The organism is Amycolatopsis sp. NPDC004747 (assembly GCF_053601335.1).
Window position 1 is genome coordinate 314,840 of sequence record NZ_JBSGBQ010000005.1, and the last position, 17,253, is coordinate 332,092.

18 protein-coding genes are annotated in these 17,253 nt (G+C 69.4%); 14 read left to right on the top strand and 4 right to left on the bottom strand.

The window, feature by feature from the left end:
- Positions 1-15: 15 nt before the first annotated feature.
- The 3 genes from ACWEGE_RS10400 to ACWEGE_RS10410 are packed head-to-tail and all read right to left on the bottom strand — an operon-like array spanning position 16 to position 2,706.
- Positions 16-1,281: a mannosyltransferase family protein gene (locus ACWEGE_RS10400; protein WP_449660153.1), complete on the bottom strand. Its 1,266-nt coding sequence runs from the start codon at positions 1,279-1,281 to the stop codon at positions 16-18.
- Positions 1,274-1,705 carry a GtrA family protein gene (locus tag ACWEGE_RS10405; RefSeq protein ID WP_449660154.1) on the bottom strand — a complete coding sequence of 144 codons (432 nt, stop codon included), beginning with the start codon at positions 1,703-1,705 and terminating at the stop codon, positions 1,274-1,276. The genes ACWEGE_RS10400 and ACWEGE_RS10405 overlap by 8 nt, the downstream gene beginning before the upstream one ends.
- Positions 1,702-2,706 carry a glycosyltransferase family 2 protein gene (locus tag ACWEGE_RS10410; RefSeq protein ID WP_449660155.1) on the bottom strand — a complete coding sequence of 335 codons (1,005 nt, stop codon included), beginning with the start codon at positions 2,704-2,706 and terminating at the stop codon, positions 1,702-1,704. Before ACWEGE_RS10410 ends, ACWEGE_RS10405 begins: the two co-directional genes overlap by 4 nt.
- 300 nt (positions 2,707-3,006) lie before the next feature.
- Between ACWEGE_RS10410 and prmC the strand changes: the two genes are divergently transcribed.
- Positions 3,007-3,873 carry a peptide chain release factor N(5)-glutamine methyltransferase gene (gene prmC, locus ACWEGE_RS10415; RefSeq protein ID WP_449660156.1) on the top strand — a complete coding sequence of 289 codons (867 nt, stop codon included), beginning with the start codon at positions 3,007-3,009 and terminating at the stop codon, positions 3,871-3,873.
- Positions 3,874-4,127: 254 nt separating this feature from the next.
- On the opposite strand, the gene ACWEGE_RS10420 is transcribed toward prmC, so the two are convergent.
- Positions 4,128-6,101 (bottom strand): M6 family metalloprotease domain-containing protein, encoded by a 1,974-nt coding sequence (locus ACWEGE_RS10420; RefSeq protein WP_449660157.1) that lies wholly within the window; start codon positions 6,099-6,101, stop codon positions 4,128-4,130.
- Positions 6,102-6,439: 338 nt separating this feature from the next.
- Here ACWEGE_RS10420 and ACWEGE_RS10425 point away from each other — a divergent pair, with 338 nt between their 5' ends.
- From ACWEGE_RS10425 to ACWEGE_RS10485, 13 genes are all read left to right on the top strand, one after another.
- Complete coding sequence (locus ACWEGE_RS10425; RefSeq protein ID WP_449660158.1) at positions 6,440-7,090, top strand: L-threonylcarbamoyladenylate synthase; 651 nt, start codon at positions 6,440-6,442, stop codon at positions 7,088-7,090.
- Between the two features lie 74 nt (positions 7,091-7,164).
- A complete protein-coding gene (locus tag ACWEGE_RS10430; RefSeq protein ID WP_449660159.1) occupies positions 7,165-8,322 on the top strand; it encodes a glycosyltransferase family 4 protein in 1,158 nt (385 codons plus the stop codon).
- A gap of 47 nt (positions 8,323-8,369) precedes the next feature.
- Entirely contained in the window at positions 8,370-8,813 is a 444-nt protein-coding gene (locus ACWEGE_RS10435) for a hypothetical protein (RefSeq protein ID WP_086840678.1), read from the top strand.
- A 531-nt stretch (positions 8,814-9,344) separates the two neighbouring features.
- Complete coding sequence (atpB, locus tag ACWEGE_RS10440; protein ID WP_449660160.1) at positions 9,345-10,130, top strand: F0F1 ATP synthase subunit A; 786 nt, start codon at positions 9,345-9,347, stop codon at positions 10,128-10,130.
- A 55-nt stretch (positions 10,131-10,185) separates the two neighbouring features.
- Complete coding sequence (locus ACWEGE_RS10445) at positions 10,186-10,443, top strand: ATP F0F1 synthase subunit C (RefSeq protein ID WP_449660161.1); 258 nt, start codon at positions 10,186-10,188, stop codon at positions 10,441-10,443.
- Between the two features lie 29 nt (positions 10,444-10,472).
- On the top strand, positions 10,473-11,033 hold the full coding sequence (locus tag ACWEGE_RS10450) for a F0F1 ATP synthase subunit B (protein ID WP_449660162.1): 561 nt from the start codon (positions 10,473-10,475) through the stop codon (positions 11,031-11,033).
- A 6-nt stretch (positions 11,034-11,039) separates the two neighbouring features.
- The gene (locus ACWEGE_RS10455; RefSeq protein ID WP_449660163.1) at positions 11,040-11,864 is read left to right on the top strand and encodes a F0F1 ATP synthase subunit delta; all 825 of its coding nucleotides are present in this window, start codon (positions 11,040-11,042) and stop codon (positions 11,862-11,864) included.
- A 57-nt stretch (positions 11,865-11,921) separates the two neighbouring features.
- On the top strand, positions 11,922-13,559 hold the full coding sequence (atpA, locus tag ACWEGE_RS10460) for a F0F1 ATP synthase subunit alpha (RefSeq protein ID WP_449660164.1): 1,638 nt from the start codon (positions 11,922-11,924) through the stop codon (positions 13,557-13,559).
- Between the two features lie 11 nt (positions 13,560-13,570).
- Positions 13,571-14,509 (top strand): F0F1 ATP synthase subunit gamma, encoded by a 939-nt coding sequence (locus ACWEGE_RS10465; RefSeq protein WP_449660165.1) that lies wholly within the window; start codon positions 13,571-13,573, stop codon positions 14,507-14,509.
- Positions 14,509-15,936 (top strand): F0F1 ATP synthase subunit beta, encoded by a 1,428-nt coding sequence (gene atpD, locus ACWEGE_RS10470; RefSeq protein ID WP_086840690.1) that lies wholly within the window; start codon positions 14,509-14,511, stop codon positions 15,934-15,936. The genes ACWEGE_RS10465 and atpD overlap by 1 nt, the downstream gene beginning before the upstream one ends.
- 114 nt (positions 15,937-16,050) lie before the next feature.
- Positions 16,051-16,416: a F0F1 ATP synthase subunit epsilon gene (locus ACWEGE_RS10475; protein ID WP_013229521.1), complete on the top strand. Its 366-nt coding sequence runs from the start codon at positions 16,051-16,053 to the stop codon at positions 16,414-16,416.
- A gap of 25 nt (positions 16,417-16,441) precedes the next feature.
- The gene (locus ACWEGE_RS10480; RefSeq protein WP_003102655.1) at positions 16,442-16,876 is read left to right on the top strand and encodes a DUF2550 domain-containing protein; all 435 of its coding nucleotides are present in this window, start codon (positions 16,442-16,444) and stop codon (positions 16,874-16,876) included.
- A gap of 54 nt (positions 16,877-16,930) precedes the next feature.
- Positions 16,931-17,251: a putative quinol monooxygenase gene (locus ACWEGE_RS10485; protein ID WP_449660166.1), complete on the top strand. Its 321-nt coding sequence runs from the start codon at positions 16,931-16,933 to the stop codon at positions 17,249-17,251.
- The last annotated feature ends 2 nt before the right edge of the window (positions 17,252-17,253 follow it).

Below are 17,253 nucleotides of genomic sequence, written 5' to 3' on the forward strand. Positions count from 1 at the left end.
GCCGCTCCCCGGGCCTCAGCCGGACCAGAAGCCGGTGATGAAGCGGAGGTAGATCATTCCGCAGACCAGCGCGTTCGTGTAGAGCACGAGGTGCACCGCGCCGCGCAGCTTCGGGCGGCGCTCCCCGAACAGGACCAGCGCCACGTACATCACCAGGCACGGCAGCAGGTAGCGGTGCACCGACACCACGTTGCTGTTCATCGTCAGCATCACGATCGACGCGAACCCGAACAGCGCCAGCGGGACGCCCTTCGCGCGCAGCGCCACCAGGACGTACACCGAGGACGCGAACAGCAGCGCCAGGCCGATCATCGGCAGCACGTGGCTCATCAGCGTCCACGCGTCCATCGGGGTGTCCCCGAGCAGCGCGTGGCCGCTGAGCTTGGCTTCGAACCAGAGCGTCTCGAAGATGTCCGGGTTGAACTTGTGGTACGACCACTCCCGCACGCCCTTGAGCGCGTTGAAGCTGCCGAAGAAGTCCCCGGTCTGGATCTTCATGGCGACCATCACGGCGCCGAGGCCGGCGAACGCCGCCGGGAACCACAGCAGGTGCCACGACAGCAGGCCGCGCGGCTTCCAGTCCTTCGACCGCCAGAACTCCAGGAAGCACAGGCCGACGAACACCGCCGCGGTGATGCGGGAGGCCGTCAGCGGGATGAGCGTCAGGCCCATCCAGAGCCATTGGCGGCGCAGGGCGAACAGGTACGCCCAGAAGCCCAGCGCGCAGAACACCGCTTCGCTGTAGAAGGAGTGCAGGAAGAACGCGGCGGGCGCGGTGAGGAACGCCGCGACGACCAGCCACGGGGCCCGCTCGCCGTCGAAGAAGTGACGGCCGATCTTCAGCAGCGCGACCGCGGCCAGCCAGGTGGCCACCAGGTTGACGAGGAACCCGGCGGCGAGCAGGCCGAGCGTGCCGAAGCTGGCCGTCTGCACCAGCCACACCAGGAGCGGGAACACCGGGTAGAACGCCCGTGTCGGGGCGTAGCTGCCGGTGTAGGCGTGCACGGCGATCTCGCCGTAGTTGCCGGCGTCCCAGCGGTAGGTGTGCGCCAGCAGGCTCATGGTCGAGCCGATGCCGGTCTTCGGGATGCCCTCGTCGACCGGGCTGGACGGCGCGAACAGGTACGCGAGCGCGATCAGCACCACGTTCCAGGCCAGCACCACGGCGAACACGCGGGCGTAGTCGCCGTTCACCCAGGCCCAGCGACCGGCGCGGGCCTCCTCCGTGCGTTCCGGCTCGACCTGCTCGGCGACCCGGGACGGCACGGCGGTGCTAGTCATGCGTGGCCTCGGCGACCGGCGGCTCGACCACGGCGGGCCGGTGCCGGAAGACGACCTTGTTGTAGAGCACGTAGTTCCAGACCAGGCCGACCGCGATCCCGGCGAACTTCGGGATCAGCACGTTCACCCCGGGGAACGCCGCGGTGACGGCGAAGATGATCGCCGCCTGCACGACCCACAGCCCGAACGCGGTGACGGCGAAGAACAGCAGCGCCTGGCGGCGGACGTCGCCGTCCTTGGCGCGGAACGTGAAGTTCCGGTTCAGCGTGAAGCTGAGCAGCATGCCGGTGGTCGTCGAGATGAAGTTCGCCACGAACAGTGGGACGCCCAGCGTCACCAGCAGCGCGTAGCCTAGGGCGTCGACGAGGGTGTTCGCCACGCCCACGATCCCGAAGCGCAGCTGGGTCGCCGAGATCAGCTTCACCGGGCGCTTCTTCCCGCTTCGGCGCTTTCACGGGCTTCCGCAGGCGTCCCGGGGCCGGTGCGGACCGACGCGACGCCGTAGAGCGGCCGGTTCTGCACCTGCGAGTACGTGCGGCCGATGTAGCTGCCGAGCACGCCGAGCATGATGATCTGGATCCCGCCGAGGAAGAACATCGCGATCCCGAGGAACGCCCAGCCGGGCACCGCCGTGGCCGGGGCGAACAGCTTGACGCCGCCGACATAGAGGATCCCGAGGAAGCTCAGGAACGAGATCAGGTAGCCCATGCGGGTGATCATCCGCAGCGGCGTCACCGAGAAGCCCAGGATGCCGTCGGCGGCGAAGCGCAGCATCTTGCGCAGCGGGTAGCCCGTGACGCCGGCGTGCCGCTTGTCGCGGTCGAACAGCACGGCCGTCTGCTTGAAGCCGATGTAGCTGACCAGCCCGCGCAGGAAGCGGTCGCGCTCGCGGTACTTGCGCAGCTCGTCGACCACCTTGCGGTCGATCAGCCGGAAGTCGCCGGTGTTCTTCGGGATGTCGACCGCGGCCATCTTCCGCAGGAACCAGTAGAAGCCGCCGGCGGTGAGCTTCTTGAACGCCGAGTCCTGGCGCGAGCGGCGCTGCGCGTAGACGACGTCGAAGCCCTCTTCCCACTTCTCGATCAGCTCGAGCGCCACCCGCGGCGGGTCCTGCATGTCGCTGTCCATGATCACGACGGCGTCCGCGTCGACCAGGTCCAGCCCGGCGGTGACCGCCATCTGGTGCCCGAAGTTGCGGGACAGCTCGACCACGGTGACGCGCTCGTCGCGGGCGCTGAGCTCGGTGAGCTTGGCCAGCGAGCCGTCCCGGCTGCCGTCGTCGACGTAGAGGAAGCTGAAGTCGTACTTCCCGGCGAGGGGGGCGGTCACCTCGTCCACGGTCCGGTGCAGCAGGTCGATGTTCTCTTCCTCGTTGTAGATCGGGAAGATGAACGCCACCCGGCGGGTGATCGGCTCTGTGGGCACTGCTGGGCTCCCCGGAGTTTCGGTGTGAAGGGCTCGGGCGACGCCGTCGAGCAGGCGAATCCCCGTCCCGGTGCCCTGCATCCTAGAAGATCGGGCCCGGCCGGGTTCCGCGGCCCGGTCAGCCGGCCGGGCCGCGCCGCGAGCGGACGGCCGGACCGGGACGCCGCGGCCGCGCCGGCGGGGTAGTTGTCGGCCCGGCCGCGGGGGTGCCTCGATACGCTGGACGGCGTAGGACCGGCGCGTGTCCTCACGGGGGAGTTCCGCCTGGTGTGCCAGGCTCGACGAGGTGAAGGACGACGAGTGAATCGGCAGCCGCTGCGCCTGGCCATCATCGAGGCCACCCGGATCCTCGAGCGCGCGGGCGTCGCCTCCCCGCGGTTCGACGCCGAGGTGATCGCCGCGCACGTGCTCGGGGTCGAACGCGGCAGGCTGCCGATGGTGCCGCTGGTCGACCCGCCGGTCATCGAGGCCATCGGCCAGCTCGTCCAGCAGCGCGCCAAGCGCATCCCGCTGCAGTACCTGACCGGCTGGGCCGCGCTCGGCGACATCACGGTCGCGGTCGGCGCCGGCGTGTTCGTCCCGCGGCCGGAGACCGAGCTGCTGCTCGAGTGGGGGATCAAGTTCCTGCAGGGCCGGGAGTTCCCGGTGGTGGTGGACCTGTGCACGGGCTCCGGCGCGCTGGCGCTGGCGGTGGCCAACGCCCGCCCGGACGCGGTGGTCTACGCGGTGGACATCGACCCGCAGGCGCTGGCCTGGGCCCGCCACAACGCGGACGTCCACGCCGACGCGGGCAACACCCCGATCCGGCTGTACTCGGGCGACATCGGCGACCCGACGATGTTCGCCGAGCTCGACGGCCTGGTCGACCTGGTGCTGTGCAACCCGCCGTACGTCCCGGAGGGCACCCCGGTGCCCCCGGAGGTCGCGGAGCACGACCCGCCGCGCGCGGTGTTCGCGGAGGAGAGCGGCCTGGCGGTGATCCGCCACGCGATCGCGGCGGGAGCCCGCCTGCTGCGCCCGGGAGGCGGCCTGGCGATCGAGCACGACGACACCCACGGTTCGGCGGTCCCGGCGCTGGTCCGGGCCCGGCGGGTGCTGACGGGCGTCGAGGACCACGCGGACCTGACCGGACGAGCACGATTCGTGACGGCGCGCCGGCTGGGCTGAGCGAGGGGCCACCTCGGCTGCGTGTGAGCCGTGTTGGGGGCCGCCTCGGCTGCGTGTGAGCCGCCGTGGGGCCGTGTTGGGGGCCGCCGGGCGGGGCCGTGTTGGGGGCCGCCGTGCGGAGCCGCCGTGTCAGCCGCGTTGAGGGGCCGCCTTGGGGGCGCCCCCCGTCTTCCACGCTACCGGCAGCCACCGACAGTTTCCGGCGGCCCGGAGGGGCGCGGACCAAGTTGTCCACAACCCCTCCGGGCCACTCGCTAGAAGCCGAAGGCCGTGCAGCTCGCCGTCGCGGTCTTCGACGGGTCGCTCACCGATGTCGCCGTCAGCTTCACCCTGGCCGCCAGGTCACCGCCCTGGCCGCGCTTCGCGTACGCCGGCACCTTCACCTGGCCGCCGAACTTCGCCGTCGCCAGCTCGTTCGGCAGGCGGACCTCCCAGCCGCGGGCGTCCGTCGACACGCTCAGCCGGTAGGTGTCCGTGTCGTACGGTGCCCGCGCGCCGCGGGCCGAGCCCGTGTTGAGCAGGCCGAAGTCGCACGTCGCCAGGCCGCCGCGGGCGATGGCCGGGAGCGCCGGCGTCAGCGCCGCGCCGCGGGCCTGGCTGCCCGCGCCGTCCAGCGAGGCCACTGTCACCGTGTACGACAGGACTCCCCGGCGGTCGCGGGCCAGGTCGGTGATCAGGAACCGCAGCCGGTTCGCCTGGTCGGTGTACTCGTACGGGCTCGAGGCCTCGGTGCCCGCCTTGAACAGGGCGTCGTTGAGCTGGCGGTAGTCACCGATGGTGATCTTCACCGGCGTGCCGTCCGGCTTCGTGTAGTCGGTGATGCCGATGTCCTGCGGATTCGCGTCGATCACCCAGTCGAAGGGCGCGTTGTCCTTGTTCTTCGTCTTGGTGATCAGCACGCCGGAGTCGGGCGCGAAGGAGTCCGCGCCCATCCGGTCGACGACCTCGACCGTGTAGTTGTCGTAGCCGCCGCCGTCGCAGAACGGGTCCTTCGACCGGTCGCACGCCGGCGCCTTGTCGCCGCCGGTCAGCTTGATGTTCAGGCCGGTGAACGCGCCGGGCTGCGCTTCGGTCTCGCGGGCGGTCAACCGGGCCGAGACCGGGCCCGTCGACGCCAGCTCGTTCCGGTCCAGCTGCAGGACGTCCGCCGGGTCGACGATGCCGAGCTTCAGCTTGTTGCGCAGCTGGTGCTGGGCCCCCATCGAACTGCCCTGCGTCGCCGGGATCTGCCAGCGCGTGTGCGGTCCGCCCGGCCCGTTGAACGTCCCGCGCGACAGCATGTCCCACGGCCCGCTGTAGCTGCGCGACGGCGGGTTGCCGAACGGGTTGTTGTAGTTGTCGCCGATGCCCAGGATGTGGCTGAACTCGTGGGCGTAGGTCGACTGGCCGGAGCTTTCGGCCTGCACCGAGCTGCCGTCCTGGGCGTTCGGCCAGATGCTGGCGGCCGACGCCCACGACGTCCACGGCACGTACCGGGTCGCCGCGAAGTTGGGCAGGTCGTGGTTCGGCGGCCCGAAGCTGTCCGGCACGTTCTCCTTGGTTCCGAACTTCATCTCGCCGAACTCCTGCCAGGTCGAGCTCTCGTCCTGGCCGGCGGAGAGGTAGAAGACGAAGTCGAACTGCTTCGCGGTGTCACCGACGTCGGCGCGCCAGGCGTCGCCGGCGTCCTTGCGGATGTCGCGGGAGCAGTTCGCGCCGGGCGGGCAGGCGCTCGGCTGGAACTCCATGCCGTATTCGTAGGACTTCCCGGGCATCCGGTACGGCCCGAACGCGGTCAGCTGCACGCCGAACCGGCCGCCGGAGTCCTCCATCCAGTACTCGTTGATCGTGTGGCCGTTGTTGAGGGCTTCGGGCTTGTTGAGGAAGTCCTGGTAGTACTGCGCGACCTGGGCGCGGGGGATGTTCGCGGCGGCGGGGCCGGGGTTGCCGAAGATGGTCGACTTCGCCGGCTTCGTGACGACGAAGTCCTGGTCCGGGTAGTCGGCGAGGACGACGGCGCCCTTGAAGGTGCGCTGGGTCGGCTTCAGGTTCGGATCGGCCCAGTTCGTGCCGGGGACCTTGCGGTAGTCGGACCAGGTCATGTGGTCCTGGTTCTCCCAGTGGGCGGCATCGATCGGGGCGGGCCAGCCACGGGTGAGCGGCTCGGCGGCGGCGGTCCCGGTACCGAGCCCGGTCAGGACGGCGACGGCGGCGAGCAGGGCGAGCGCTTTCGGGGTTCTGGGGCGCATGTGCGGCTCCTTCACTGGGAACCCACGGGGGTGGTGGTTCCCGAAGATCGACCGTATTGAGCCCCGCTGTCGCGGTTCTGCCTCGCGGCGAGGTTTACCCGCTTGCCCCACGACGAAAGTCTGACCGGTTGTCAGCCCGGCGAGCGTTGTGGACAACTCCGGCCGCAGGGGCCGGGAGCGCCGGAAACCGTCGGTGCCCACCGGTAGCGTGGAAGACGGGGGGCGCCCCAAGGCCCGCCCGGAGAATCGGCCCCGCAGCCCGCGCGGTGAGGCCCGCGGCCCGCGCCGGTGTGACGCCGCGAACGCCCTCCTGACCGGCGGGACTACGCTTGGCCCCCATGAGCGTGGTCTACGACTGCAGCAAGCGCGAGACCCGGGCCGACGGGCTGGCCGCCGCGGCCGGGGCGGTGCGGTCCAGCAGGCTGGTCGTCCTGCCGACCGACACCGTCTACGGCATCGGGGCCGACGCCTTCGACGCCGGGGCCGTCCAAGCTCTGCTGCGCGCCAAGAACCGCGGCCCGGACATGCCCGTCGGCGTGCTCGTCGGCTCGTGGTCCACTGTGGACGGACTGGTGCTCGGCATGCCGCCGCAGGCGCGGGCGCTCATCGAAGCCTTCTGGCCCGGCGATCTCTCCATCGTGCTGCCGCACGCGCCGAGCCTCCAGTGGAACCTCGGCGACGCCCGCGGCACCGTCATGCTGCGGATGCCGCTGCACCCCGTGGCCCTCGAGCTGCTGCGCGACGTCGGCCCGATGGCCGTCTCGAGCGCGAACGTCTCCGGCCGCCCGCCCGCCAGCACCGCTCAGGAAGCCCAGGAACAGCTCGGCGATTCGGTCGCGGTGTACCTCGACGGCGGGTCGAGCGGGGCGGCCGTCGCGTCGAGCATCGTGGACCTCACCGGCACCGAACCGGTCGTGCTGCGCGAGGGCGCCGTCGGCAAGGAAGCCATCGCGGAGGTGCTCGGTGTGCCCGCGGAATCGTTGGCCTGAAGCCGGATCACGGGCGGATCCGCGGCACGATAGCGTGTCGCGGGTGACCCCGACCCCGCGAGCGTGACGTCCCCGTGCCGCCCACATCCGGTCTCCTCCCCATCCGGGAATACATCCTCGTCGCGCTGACCGCGACGGCCGTGACCTACCTGCTCACCGGCGTCGTGCGCCGGGTCGCGATCCGCGTCGGCGCGATCGCCAACCCGCGTGCGCGTGACGTGCACGTCGCCCCGATCCCGCGGATGGGCGGGGTCGGCATCTACCTCGGCGTCGCCGGCGCGATGGGCCTGGCCCACCAGCTGCCCGCGCTGTCGCACGGCTTCGACGCCTCGTTCGACTCGGTCGGCGTGCTGCTCGCCGCCGGTGTCATCTCGCTGATCGGCGCGCTCGACGACCGGTTCGAGCTGGACGCCTGGACGAAGCTGGCCGGCCAGGTCATGTGCGCCGGCATCCTGGTCATCTTCGGCGTGCAGTGGGTGTCGTTCTGGGTGCCGTGGGGCGGCACCGGCGGTTCGTTCGGCTCGGTGCTGGTACTCGACAAGAACCAGGGTGCGCTGCTCACCGTCGTGATGGTCGTGGTCATGGTCAACGCGATGAACTTCGTCGACGGCCTCGACGGGCTGGCCGGCGGCCTCGGTTTCATCGCGGCCGCCGCCACCTGCGCGTTTTCGCTCGGCCTGCTCGACAGCTCCGGCGGCGACGTCGGCACCTACCCGCCCGCGCTGATCGCGGCCACGCTCGCCGGTGCCTGTCTGGGGTTCCTGCCGTACAACTTCCAGCCGGCGAAGATCTTCATGGGCGACTCCGGCTCGATGATGATCGGCCTGATGCTCGCCGGCGCGACGACGTCGGCGTCCGGGCGCGTGCCGTACCCGCAGTTCAGCGGCAAGGACGCGATCGCGCTGCTCTCGCCGCTCGTGGTCGTGGCGGCGGTGCTGTTCGTGCCGATGCTCGACCTGATCATGGCCGTCGTCCGGCGCACGCGCCGCGGCGAAAGCCCGTTCGCCGCGGACAAGATGCACCTGCACCACCGCCTGCTGGAGATCGGCCACTCCCAGCGCCGCGCGGTCCTGCTGATCTACTTGTGGGCCGGCATCCTCGCCTTCGGCGCGGTCTCGGTGACGTTGTTCAACGACGCCGCGGCGCTGTGGATCATCGGTGCCGGGCTGGTGTTCGCGGTGGTCGTCTCGATCGTCCCGCGGCTGCGCTCGCGCAACCAGCCGGGGACCTGACCCGCGGGGTTCTCTACACTCGGGGGCAACCGAGCAGGGAGCCAGGTGTGAGCGAAGCCGAAACGCACGAGCAGGAGAACCCGCACGCCAAGGTGGTGCTGCAGGCCGCCCGCGCGATGACGAAGGCTTCGCTGCTGGTGACCCCGCCCGCCGTGCTGGTCTGCATCGCGTTGTTCAGCATCCTCAACGGCCTGCCGGGCTTCCTCGGTTCGCTGGTCGGCGGCGTGCTGGCGATGCTGGCTTCGCTGTCCACACTGGGCATGATGAAGTTCAGCGCGGGCCAGGATCCGATGTTTGTCATGGTCATCGCGCTCGGCGGGTACGTGGTGAAGGTCGTCCTGCTCTTCGGGGCGCTGACGCTGCTGAAGGGCGTCACCGCGCTGCACCCGATGTCGCTCGGCATCACGATGATCGTGGCGATCATGCTCGCCGCCGCGGCCGAGTTCGCCGCGTTCCGCAAGACCAAGATCCCGACGATCATCCCCTCCTGACGCCGTCCGTTTTGCCGCGGACTTCCGTTACTCTTCGTGCACTCGCCTGCGGCCGCTTGAGTGTGACCGGTGCCACACCAGTGCGCTTTCGTGCGCGCTGCGGACGGTGACCGGGACCCGTCGCCTGCGGTGATCCCGAGCGGGTCCCGGCCCGCGCCGGACCTGGGTCCCGGGATGACCCGGGACCTAAGTCCTGGGCTGATCGGTTGGTTAGGAGTACAGCTGTCCGGCACGGATTGACCTGCTGGTATGGTCCGCGTCAAGGGTGGCGGCCTCGGCCGCGCGCTTCCCGAGACGAACCGCGATCAGCAGTGTGGCGACCGTGTAGTCCGCCGTCCGGCCGCTGGTCCGAAGTAGACCGCAGGGCAGTGTTCACGCGAGACAACCCCGTGTGCAGAACGTGAAGGTGTGTTCTGCGGACGGTGGGGTAGCCGCCTCCGACGTCCCGATACGTATCGGGTACGTTAAGTCCAGATCGTGACGATTCCCCCGGCGGAGTGAACGCCGGCCGGGAGAACCGGAAGGAGCCCAGTGGGCGCGCTGGTATTGGCCGAGGGTGCGACGTTCGCGCCGCCCGGCGCCGAAAGCTTCGAGTTGCCGGCGTTGTTCGGCGGAGTCACCAAGCCGATGCTGCTCGTCGTGCTTTCGGTTGTCATCATCGCGACGTACTTCCTGCTGGCGACCCGCAAGCTACAGGTCGTGCCGGGCAAGGGGCAGTTCATCGCGGAGTCGATCTACGACTTCAGCCGCAACAACATCGCGCGCGAGCAGATCGGCTCGAAGGATTTCAAGCCGTTCGTGCCGCTCGTTTTCTCGTTGTTCACCTTCGTTCTGGTGAACAACCTCTACGGGATCATCCCGTTCCTGCAGTTCCCGACCATGGCGCGGTTCGGTTTCCCGGCCGCACTGGCGGTCCTCGTCGTCTACCCGGTGTACCACTACGTCGGGTTCAAGCGGCACGGCTTCAAGGGCTACTTCAAGAAGGAACTCGCGCCGCCGGGCGTGCCGGGCCCGGTGCTGCCGCTCTTCGCGCTGATCGAGTTCGCGGAGAAGTTCTTCCTCAACCCGCTCACGCTCGCCATCCGTGTTTTCGCCGCCATGTTCGCGGGTCACCTGATCCTGGCGGTGTTCACCCTCGGCGGCACCTTCCTGCTGACCGAGACCTCGGGCTGGGCGCTGAAGCCGGTTTCCCTGGTGGCGTGGATCTTCGCCATCGGGATGACGTTCCTCGAGGCCTTCATCCAGGTGCTGCAGGCCTACATCTTCGCCCTGCTGTCGGCCGGGTACATCGGCGCCGCGCTGGCGTCGGAGCACTGAGAACACAAGCCCCCGATCCACGCGAGCGCGTGGACCGAAGTGAAGGGAAATGCACGTGAGCAACATCGTTCTGGCCCAGGCCGCGGAGCAGGCTGTCAACCTCAACCCCGGCCTCGCCGCGATCGGTTACGGCCTGGGCGCGATCGGCCCGGGCATCGGTGTGGGTCTGATCTTCGCCGCCGTCATCAACGGCACCGCCCGCCAGCCGGAGGCGCAGGGCAAGCTGCAGGGCATCGGCTTCTCGACCTTCGTTCTGACCGAGGTGCTCGCCCTGATCGGCATCGTCATCTACTTCATCGCCTCCGCAGGCTGAGTCTCGCTCATCTCGCTTAAGGAGACGCCGTGCTGAACAGTGCTTTGGTCCTCGCCGCAGAGGGTAAGGCGCACAACCCGATCATCCCCGACTGGTCGGAGCTGATCCTCGGCATCGTCGCCTTCCTGATCCTGCTGTTCATCCTCAAGAAGTACGTCGTCCCTCGCTTCGAGGCCGCGTACGAAGAGCGTGCGCAGAAGATCGAGGGAGGCATCGAGAAGGCCGAGCGGGCCCAGGCCGAGGCCGAAGAGGCGCTGGCCAAGTACAAGGCCCAGCTGCAGGAAGCCCGCACCGAAGCCGCGAAGATCCGCGACGACGCCCGGCTCGAAGCCGAGCAGATCAAGGCGGAGCTGCGGGCCGAGGCGGAGGCCGAGTCCCAGCGCATCGTCGCCCAGGGCCAGGCCCAGCTGCAGGCCCAGAAGGCGCAGATCATCGCGGAGCTGCGGGCCGACATGGGCCGCAACGCCGTCGAGCTGGCCAGCCGGATCGTCGGCGAGTCGCTCGAGGACGAGGCGCGCCGCCGCGGCACCGTCGACCGGTTCCTGGCGGAGCTGGAGACCGCCGGTGCCTCCAACGGAGCGGGGAAGTAGACCAGGATGACGCTGCATGCTGCGAGCCGTGAAGCGCTCGGCCTCGCCGAGGAACGCCTCGGCGAGGTTCTGGCCGACGCGGGCGCCGACGCCGCCACGGTCGGCGACGAGCTGCTCTCCGTCGTCGACCTGCTGGACCGGGAGATCGGCCTGCGCCGGGCGGTGAGCGACGCGTCGGCGACGGCGGAGGCGCGCACCGGGCTGGTGCGCCGGCTGTTCGACGGCAAGCTGTCCGAGCCGGCCCTGAAGGTGCTCGACACCGTGGCGGGCAGCCGCTGGTCCAGCCCCCGCGAGCTGACCGACGGCCTCGAGTCGCTCGGTCGCTCGGCCCTGCTCACCGCGGCGGAGAAGACCGGGAACGTCGACACCGTCGAATCCCAGCTCTTCCAGGTCGCGCGGGTCGTGGCCAACCACCCCGAGCTCGAGAAGGCGCTGTCGGACCTGACCGGTTCCGCCGACGCGAAGCGCACGCTGGTGCGCGGGCTGTTCGCCGACAAGGTGGACGTGGTCACCGAGACCCTCGTCGAGCAGGTCGTGCGCCGGGCCAAGGGCCGTGGCGTCGGCATCGGGCTCGACAAGCTGGTGAAGCTGGCCGCGGAGCGGCGCCAGCGCTCGGTCGCCTACGTGACCAGCGCGAACGCCCTGTCCGACGAGCAGGTCGCCCAGCTGGGCGCGAAGCTCGACGCCCTCTACGGGCGGCCGATCGCTCTGCACGTCGAGGTCGACCCCCGGCTCGGCGGCGGTCTCGTCGTCCGCGTCGGCGACGAGGTCATCGACGGGAGCGCGGCGGGGCAGCTCGCGGCGTTGCGCAGGCGGCTGGCCCGGGCATAGCCCCAGGTCACACAAGACTTTGCATACTGGCAAGAACGAAGCGAGAGCGGGAAAGACATGGCCGAGCTGACGATCTCCTCGGATGAGATCCGTAGCGCGATCGAGAACTACGTCTCGAGTTACGCCCCGGACGTGAGCCGGGAAGAAGTTGGCACCGTGGTGGACGCCGGTGACGGCATCGCCCACGTCGAGGGCCTGCCCTCGGCCATGGCCAACGAGCTGCTCGAGTTCCCCGGCGGCGTCCTGGGCGTCGCACTGAACCTGGACGCGCGCTCCATCGGTGCCGCGATCCTCGGTGACTTCGAAAGCATCGAAGAGGGCCAGCAGGTCAAGCGCACCGGCCAGGTCCTGTCGGTGCCGGTCGGCGACGGCTACCTCGGCCGCGTCGTCAACCCGCTGGGCCAGGCGATCGACGGCCTCGGCGACATCGAGACCACCGACCGCCGTGCCCTGGAGCTGAAGGCCGCCTCGGTGGTCGAGCGCCAGCCGGTGTCGGAGCCGCTGCAGACCGGCATCACCGCCATCGACGCGATGACGCCGATCGGGCGCGGCCAGCGCCAGCTGATCATCGGTGACCGCAAGACGGGCAAGACCGCCGTCGCCGTGGACACGATCATCAACCAGAAGGCCAACTGGGAGACCGGCGACCCGAAGAAGCAGGTCCGCTGCATCTACGTCGCGGTCGGCCAGAAGGGCTCCACGATCGCCGCCGTGAAGAAGTCCCTCGAGGACGCCGGCGCGCTGGAGTACACCACGATCGTCGCGGCCCCCGCGTCCGACTCGGCCGGCTTCAAGTGGATCGCGCCGTACACCGGCTCGGCCATCGGCCAGCACTGGATGTACGAGGGCAAGCACGTCCTCATCGTGTTCGACGACCTGACCAAGCAGGCCGACGCCTACCGCGCGATCTCGCTGCTGCTGCGCCGCCCGCCGGGCCGCGAGGCGTTCCCCGGCGACGTCTTCTACTTGCACTCCCGCCTGCTGGAGCGCTGCGCGAAGCTGTCGGACGAGCTGGGCGCCGGCTCGCTGACCGGTCTCCCGATCATCGAGACCAAGGCGAACGACGTGTCGGCCTACATCCCGACCAACGTCATCTCGATCACCGACGGCCAGTGCTTCTTCCAGTCGGACCTGTTCAACGCCGGTCAGCGCCCGGCCATCGACGTGGGTATCTCGGTGTCCCGCGTGGGTGGTGCCGCGCAGGTCAAGGCGATGAAGTCGGTCTCCGGCTCGCTCCGCATCGACCTGTCGCAGTACCGCGAGCTGGAGGCCTTCGCGGCCTTCGCCTCGGACCTCGACGACGCGTCGAAGGCGCAGCTCGAGCGCGGCGCCCGCCTGTACGAGGTGCTCAAGCAGCCGCAGTACTCACCGATCCCGGTCGAGGAGCAGGTCTGCACGGTGTGGCTGGGCACGAACGGCCACTACGACTCGGTCCCGACCGAGGACGTCCGCCGCTTCAACCACGAGTTCCTCGACTCGCTCCGCCGCAAGCACGACGACATCCTGGGCGCGATCCGCGACTCCGGGAAGTTCGAGGACGAGACCGCCGACAAGCTGGTGGCCGCGGTGAACGAGTTCAAGAAGGAGTTCACCACCTCCGAGGGCAAGCCGCTCGAGGAGAACGCGGACGCCATGGAAGCCGACAAGGTCGGGCAGGAGACCGTCAAGGTCAACAAGCCCGCGCCGAAGAAGTGAGCTGGTAGCTCATGGCCGCACAACTCCGGGAACTCCGGTCGCGCATCAAGGCGACCAAGTCGATCGGCAAGATCACCAAGGCGATGGAGCTCATCGCCACCGCGCGCATCACCAAGGCGCGGGCTCGGGTCGCCGCTTCCCGGCCGTACGCGGACGAGATCACCAAGGTGCTCTCGGCGCTGGCCGGCGCGGCCACCACGCTCGACCACCCCATGCTGGTCGAGCGCCCGAACCCGAAGCGGGCCGCGGTCCTGGTCGTGACCAGTGACAAGGGCCAGTGCGGTGGGTACAACTCCAACGTGCTGCGCGCGACCGAAGAACTGCTTGCCCTCCTCCGCGAGGAGGGCAAGGAGCCGCAGATCTACGTCACCGGCAACAAGGGGCTGAACTACTACCGGTTCCGGGGCCGCGAGGTCGTGGACGGCTGGACGGGCTTCTCCGACCAGCCGGGCTACGCGAACGCGGTCGCGGCCGGCGACGCCCTGGTCGAGTCGTTCATGCGGGGCGTCGACGACGAGCACAGCAACGCCGACGGCATCACGGGTGTCGACGAGATCCACATCGTCTACACCGAGTTCGTGTCGATGCTGACCCAGCGGCCGACGGCCAAGCGCGTCGCGCCGCTCGAGGTCGAGTACTCCGAGGGAGAAGAGGAGAAGCCCGCCGGGCTGCTCCCCAGCTACGAGTTCGAGCCGAGCGCCGACAAGCTGCTGGACGCACTCCTGCCGAAGTACATCAACACGCGGCTCTACGCGGCCCTCCTCGAGTCCGCGGCGTCCGAGCTGGCCGCCCGCCGGACGGCGATGAAGGCAGCGTCGGACAACGCGAACGAGCTGGTCGGCAACCTGACGCGGGAGATGAACCAGGCCCGCCAGGCGCAGATCACCCAGGAGATCTCCGAAATCGTCGGTGGCGCGAACGCGCTCACCGCAGCAGGAAGTGATGATTGATGACCAGTACTGAAGCCCCGCGCGCCAAGGGGCGCATCGTCTCGGTGACCGGGCCGGTCGTCGACGTCGAGTTCCCGCGCGGTTCCGTGCCCGACCAGTTCAACGCGCTCAAGGTCGAGATCGAGTTCGAGCAGCTGCGCAAGACGGTGACCCTCGAGGTCGCCAGCCACCTGGGCGACAACCTCGTCCGCACCATCTCCCTGCAGCCGCAGGACGGCCTGGTGCGCGGCGCCGAGGTCACCGACACCGGCGGCCCGATCACGGTCCCGGTGGGCGACAAGGTCAAGGGCCACGTCTACAACGCCCTTGGCGAGTGCCTCGACGAGCCCGGCTACGGCGAGGACCTCGAGCGCTGGGGCATCCACCGCAGCGCCCCGTCCTTCGACCAGCTCGAGGGCAAGACCGAGATGCTGGAGACCGGCCTCAAGGTCGTCGACCTGCTCACCCCGTACGTCCAGGGTGGCAAGATCGGCCTGTTCGGCGGCGCCGGCGTCGGCAAGACGGTGCTCATCAAGGAGATGATCACCCGCGTCGCCCGGAACTTCGGTGGTACGTCGGTGTTCGCCGGGGTCGGCGAGCGCACCCGTGAGGGCAACGACCTCTTCCTGGAGATGTCCGAGGACGGCGTCATCAACGACACCGCCCTCATCTTCGGCCAGATGGACGAGCCGCCGGGCACGCGTATGCGCGTCGCGCTGTCGGCGCTGACCATGGCGGAGTACTTCCGCGACGTTCAGAACCAGGACGTGCTGCTGTTCATCGACAACATCTTCCGGTTCACCCAGGCCGGCTCCGAGGTGTCGACCCTGCTGGGCCGCATGCCGTCGGCCGTGGGTTACCAGCCGACGCTGGCCGACGAGATGGGGCAGCTGCAGGAGCGGATCACCTCGACCCGTGGCCGTTCGATCACCTCGATGCAGGCGATCTACGTCCCCGCGGACGACTACACCGACCCGGCCCCGGCCGCGACGTTCGCCCACCTGGACGCCACCACCGAGCTCTCCCGGTCGGTGTTCCAGAAGGGCATCTTCCCGGCGGTGGACCCGCTGGCGTCGACGTCGACGATCCTCGACCCGGCCATCGTCGGTGAGGACCACTACCGGGTGGCCTCCGAGGTCATCCGGATCCTGCAGAAGTACAAGGAGCTGCAGGACATCATCGCGATCCTCGGTATGGACGAGCTGTCGGAAGAGGACAAGCTGACCGTTCAGCGCGCGCGCCGCATCGAGCGGTTCCTGTCGCAGAACATGCTGGTCGCCGAGGCGTTCACGCAGATTCCGGGCTCGACGGTGCCGCTGTCGGAGACCATCGAGTCGTTCGACCGCATCACCAAGGGTGACTTCGACCACTACCCGGAGCAGGCGTTCCTGGGTATCGGTGGCCTCGAGGACCTCGAGAAGAAGTACAAGGAAATCACCAAGAAGTGAGCTCGCGAGCGCGGCGGGGGCAGTGTCCACTGTGGACTCGGGCCCCCGCCGTTCTCGTAACTCGAGTCAGACCTATTACACTCGGTGGTAACACCCCGAGCGAAGGAGTGCTACGTGGCTGAGATGTCCGTGGAGCTGGTGGCCGTCGAGCGCCGTCTCTGGTCGGGTACTGCCACTTTCGTGGTGGCCCAGACCACCGAGGGTGAGATCGGCATCATGGCCGGTCACGAGCCCGTGCTCGGACAGCTGGTCGAGGGTGGCGTGGTCAAGGTGACGACCACCGACGGTGAGACGGTCTGCGCGGCCGTGCACGGTGGCTTCCTCTCCGTGACCGGCACCGGGGTGAGCATCCTCGCCGAGAGCGCCGAGCTCTCCGACGAGATCGACGTCGAGGCGGCGAAGGCGGCCCTGACCGGGGACGACGAGACCGAGCGGGCGAGGGCCTCGGCCCAGCTCCGCGCAGCGGGCCAGACGGCCTGAGCGCGAGACGGGCAGGAGCCGGGCCGTGAAGATCACCGTGGTCGTAGTCGGGCTCCTGATCGTGCTCGCGGTGCTGGCCGCCTGGTACGGCCAGCGGTGGATCCGGATGCGCCGCGGTGGCGGCGTGAGCGTGGCGCTGCGGTGGCGTCCGGACAACCCGCGGTCCAGCTGGCACCTGGGGCTGGGCCGGTACGAGGGCGACGAGTTCGTCTGGTACCGGGTGTGGAGCCTGCGCACCGGCGCCGACCGCGTCTTCCAGCGGGAAAGCATGCAGATCGCCGACCGCCGCGACCCGTCCGGCACCGAGGCCTACGCCGTTCCCGAGGGCTCGACCGTGCTGCGCTGCGAGTCGGAGACCCAGGAAGCGATCGAGATCGCCATGGGCCCGGGCGCGCTGACCGGCTTCCTTTCGTGGCTCGAATCCGCCCCTCCCGGGCGACGCCTGCCTCGCGCCTCCTGAGGTTGTCTCATTCCGAGACAGCCGCGGCCGCCGCTTTCGCCTACGGTTGAGCGCATGATTCTCATCGTGGTCAAGTTCCCGGTCAAAGCGGAGCACGCGGAAAACTGGCCGGAGATCGTCGCGGACTACACCGCGAACACCCGGGCCGAGGCCGGCAACCGGTTCTTCGAATGGTCCCGCAGCCTCGAGGACAAGAACACGTACGTGCTGGTCGAGGGCTTCGACGGCCAGGATGCGGCCGTCGCGCACGTCGGCTCCGACCACTTCAAGTGGGCGGTCGAGAACCTGGGTGCCTACATCAGCGACAACCCGCAGATCATCAACGTCCAGGACGCCTCCGACTGGGGCCCGATGGCCGAAATCTCGCCGCACTAAAC

What these genes read in the sequence shown, in the direction of transcription:
- ACWEGE_RS10465 (WP_449660165.1), top strand. Translation starts at nt 13,571, where the DNA reads ATGGCCGCACAACTCCGGGAACTCCGGTCGCGCATCAAGGCGACCAAG.
- ACWEGE_RS10455 (WP_449660163.1), top strand. Translation starts at nt 11,040, where the DNA reads ATGACGCTGCATGCTGCGAGCCGTGAAGCGCTCGGCCTCGCCGAGGAA.
- atpD (WP_086840690.1), top strand. Translation starts at nt 14,509, where the DNA reads ATGACCAGTACTGAAGCCCCGCGCGCCAAGGGGCGCATCGTCTCGGTG.
- ACWEGE_RS10400 (WP_449660153.1), bottom strand. Translation starts at nt 1,281, where the DNA reads ATGACTAGCACCGCCGTGCCGTCCCGGGTCGCCGAGCAGGTCGAGCCG.
- atpA (WP_449660164.1), top strand. Translation starts at nt 11,922, where the DNA reads ATGGCCGAGCTGACGATCTCCTCGGATGAGATCCGTAGCGCGATCGAG.
- ACWEGE_RS10485 (WP_449660166.1), top strand. Translation starts at nt 16,931, where the DNA reads ATGATTCTCATCGTGGTCAAGTTCCCGGTCAAAGCGGAGCACGCGGAA.
- ACWEGE_RS10420 (WP_449660157.1), bottom strand. Translation starts at nt 6,101, where the DNA reads ATGCGCCCCAGAACCCCGAAAGCGCTCGCCCTGCTCGCCGCCGTCGCC.
- ACWEGE_RS10425 (WP_449660158.1), top strand. Translation starts at nt 6,440, where the DNA reads ATGAGCGTGGTCTACGACTGCAGCAAGCGCGAGACCCGGGCCGACGGG.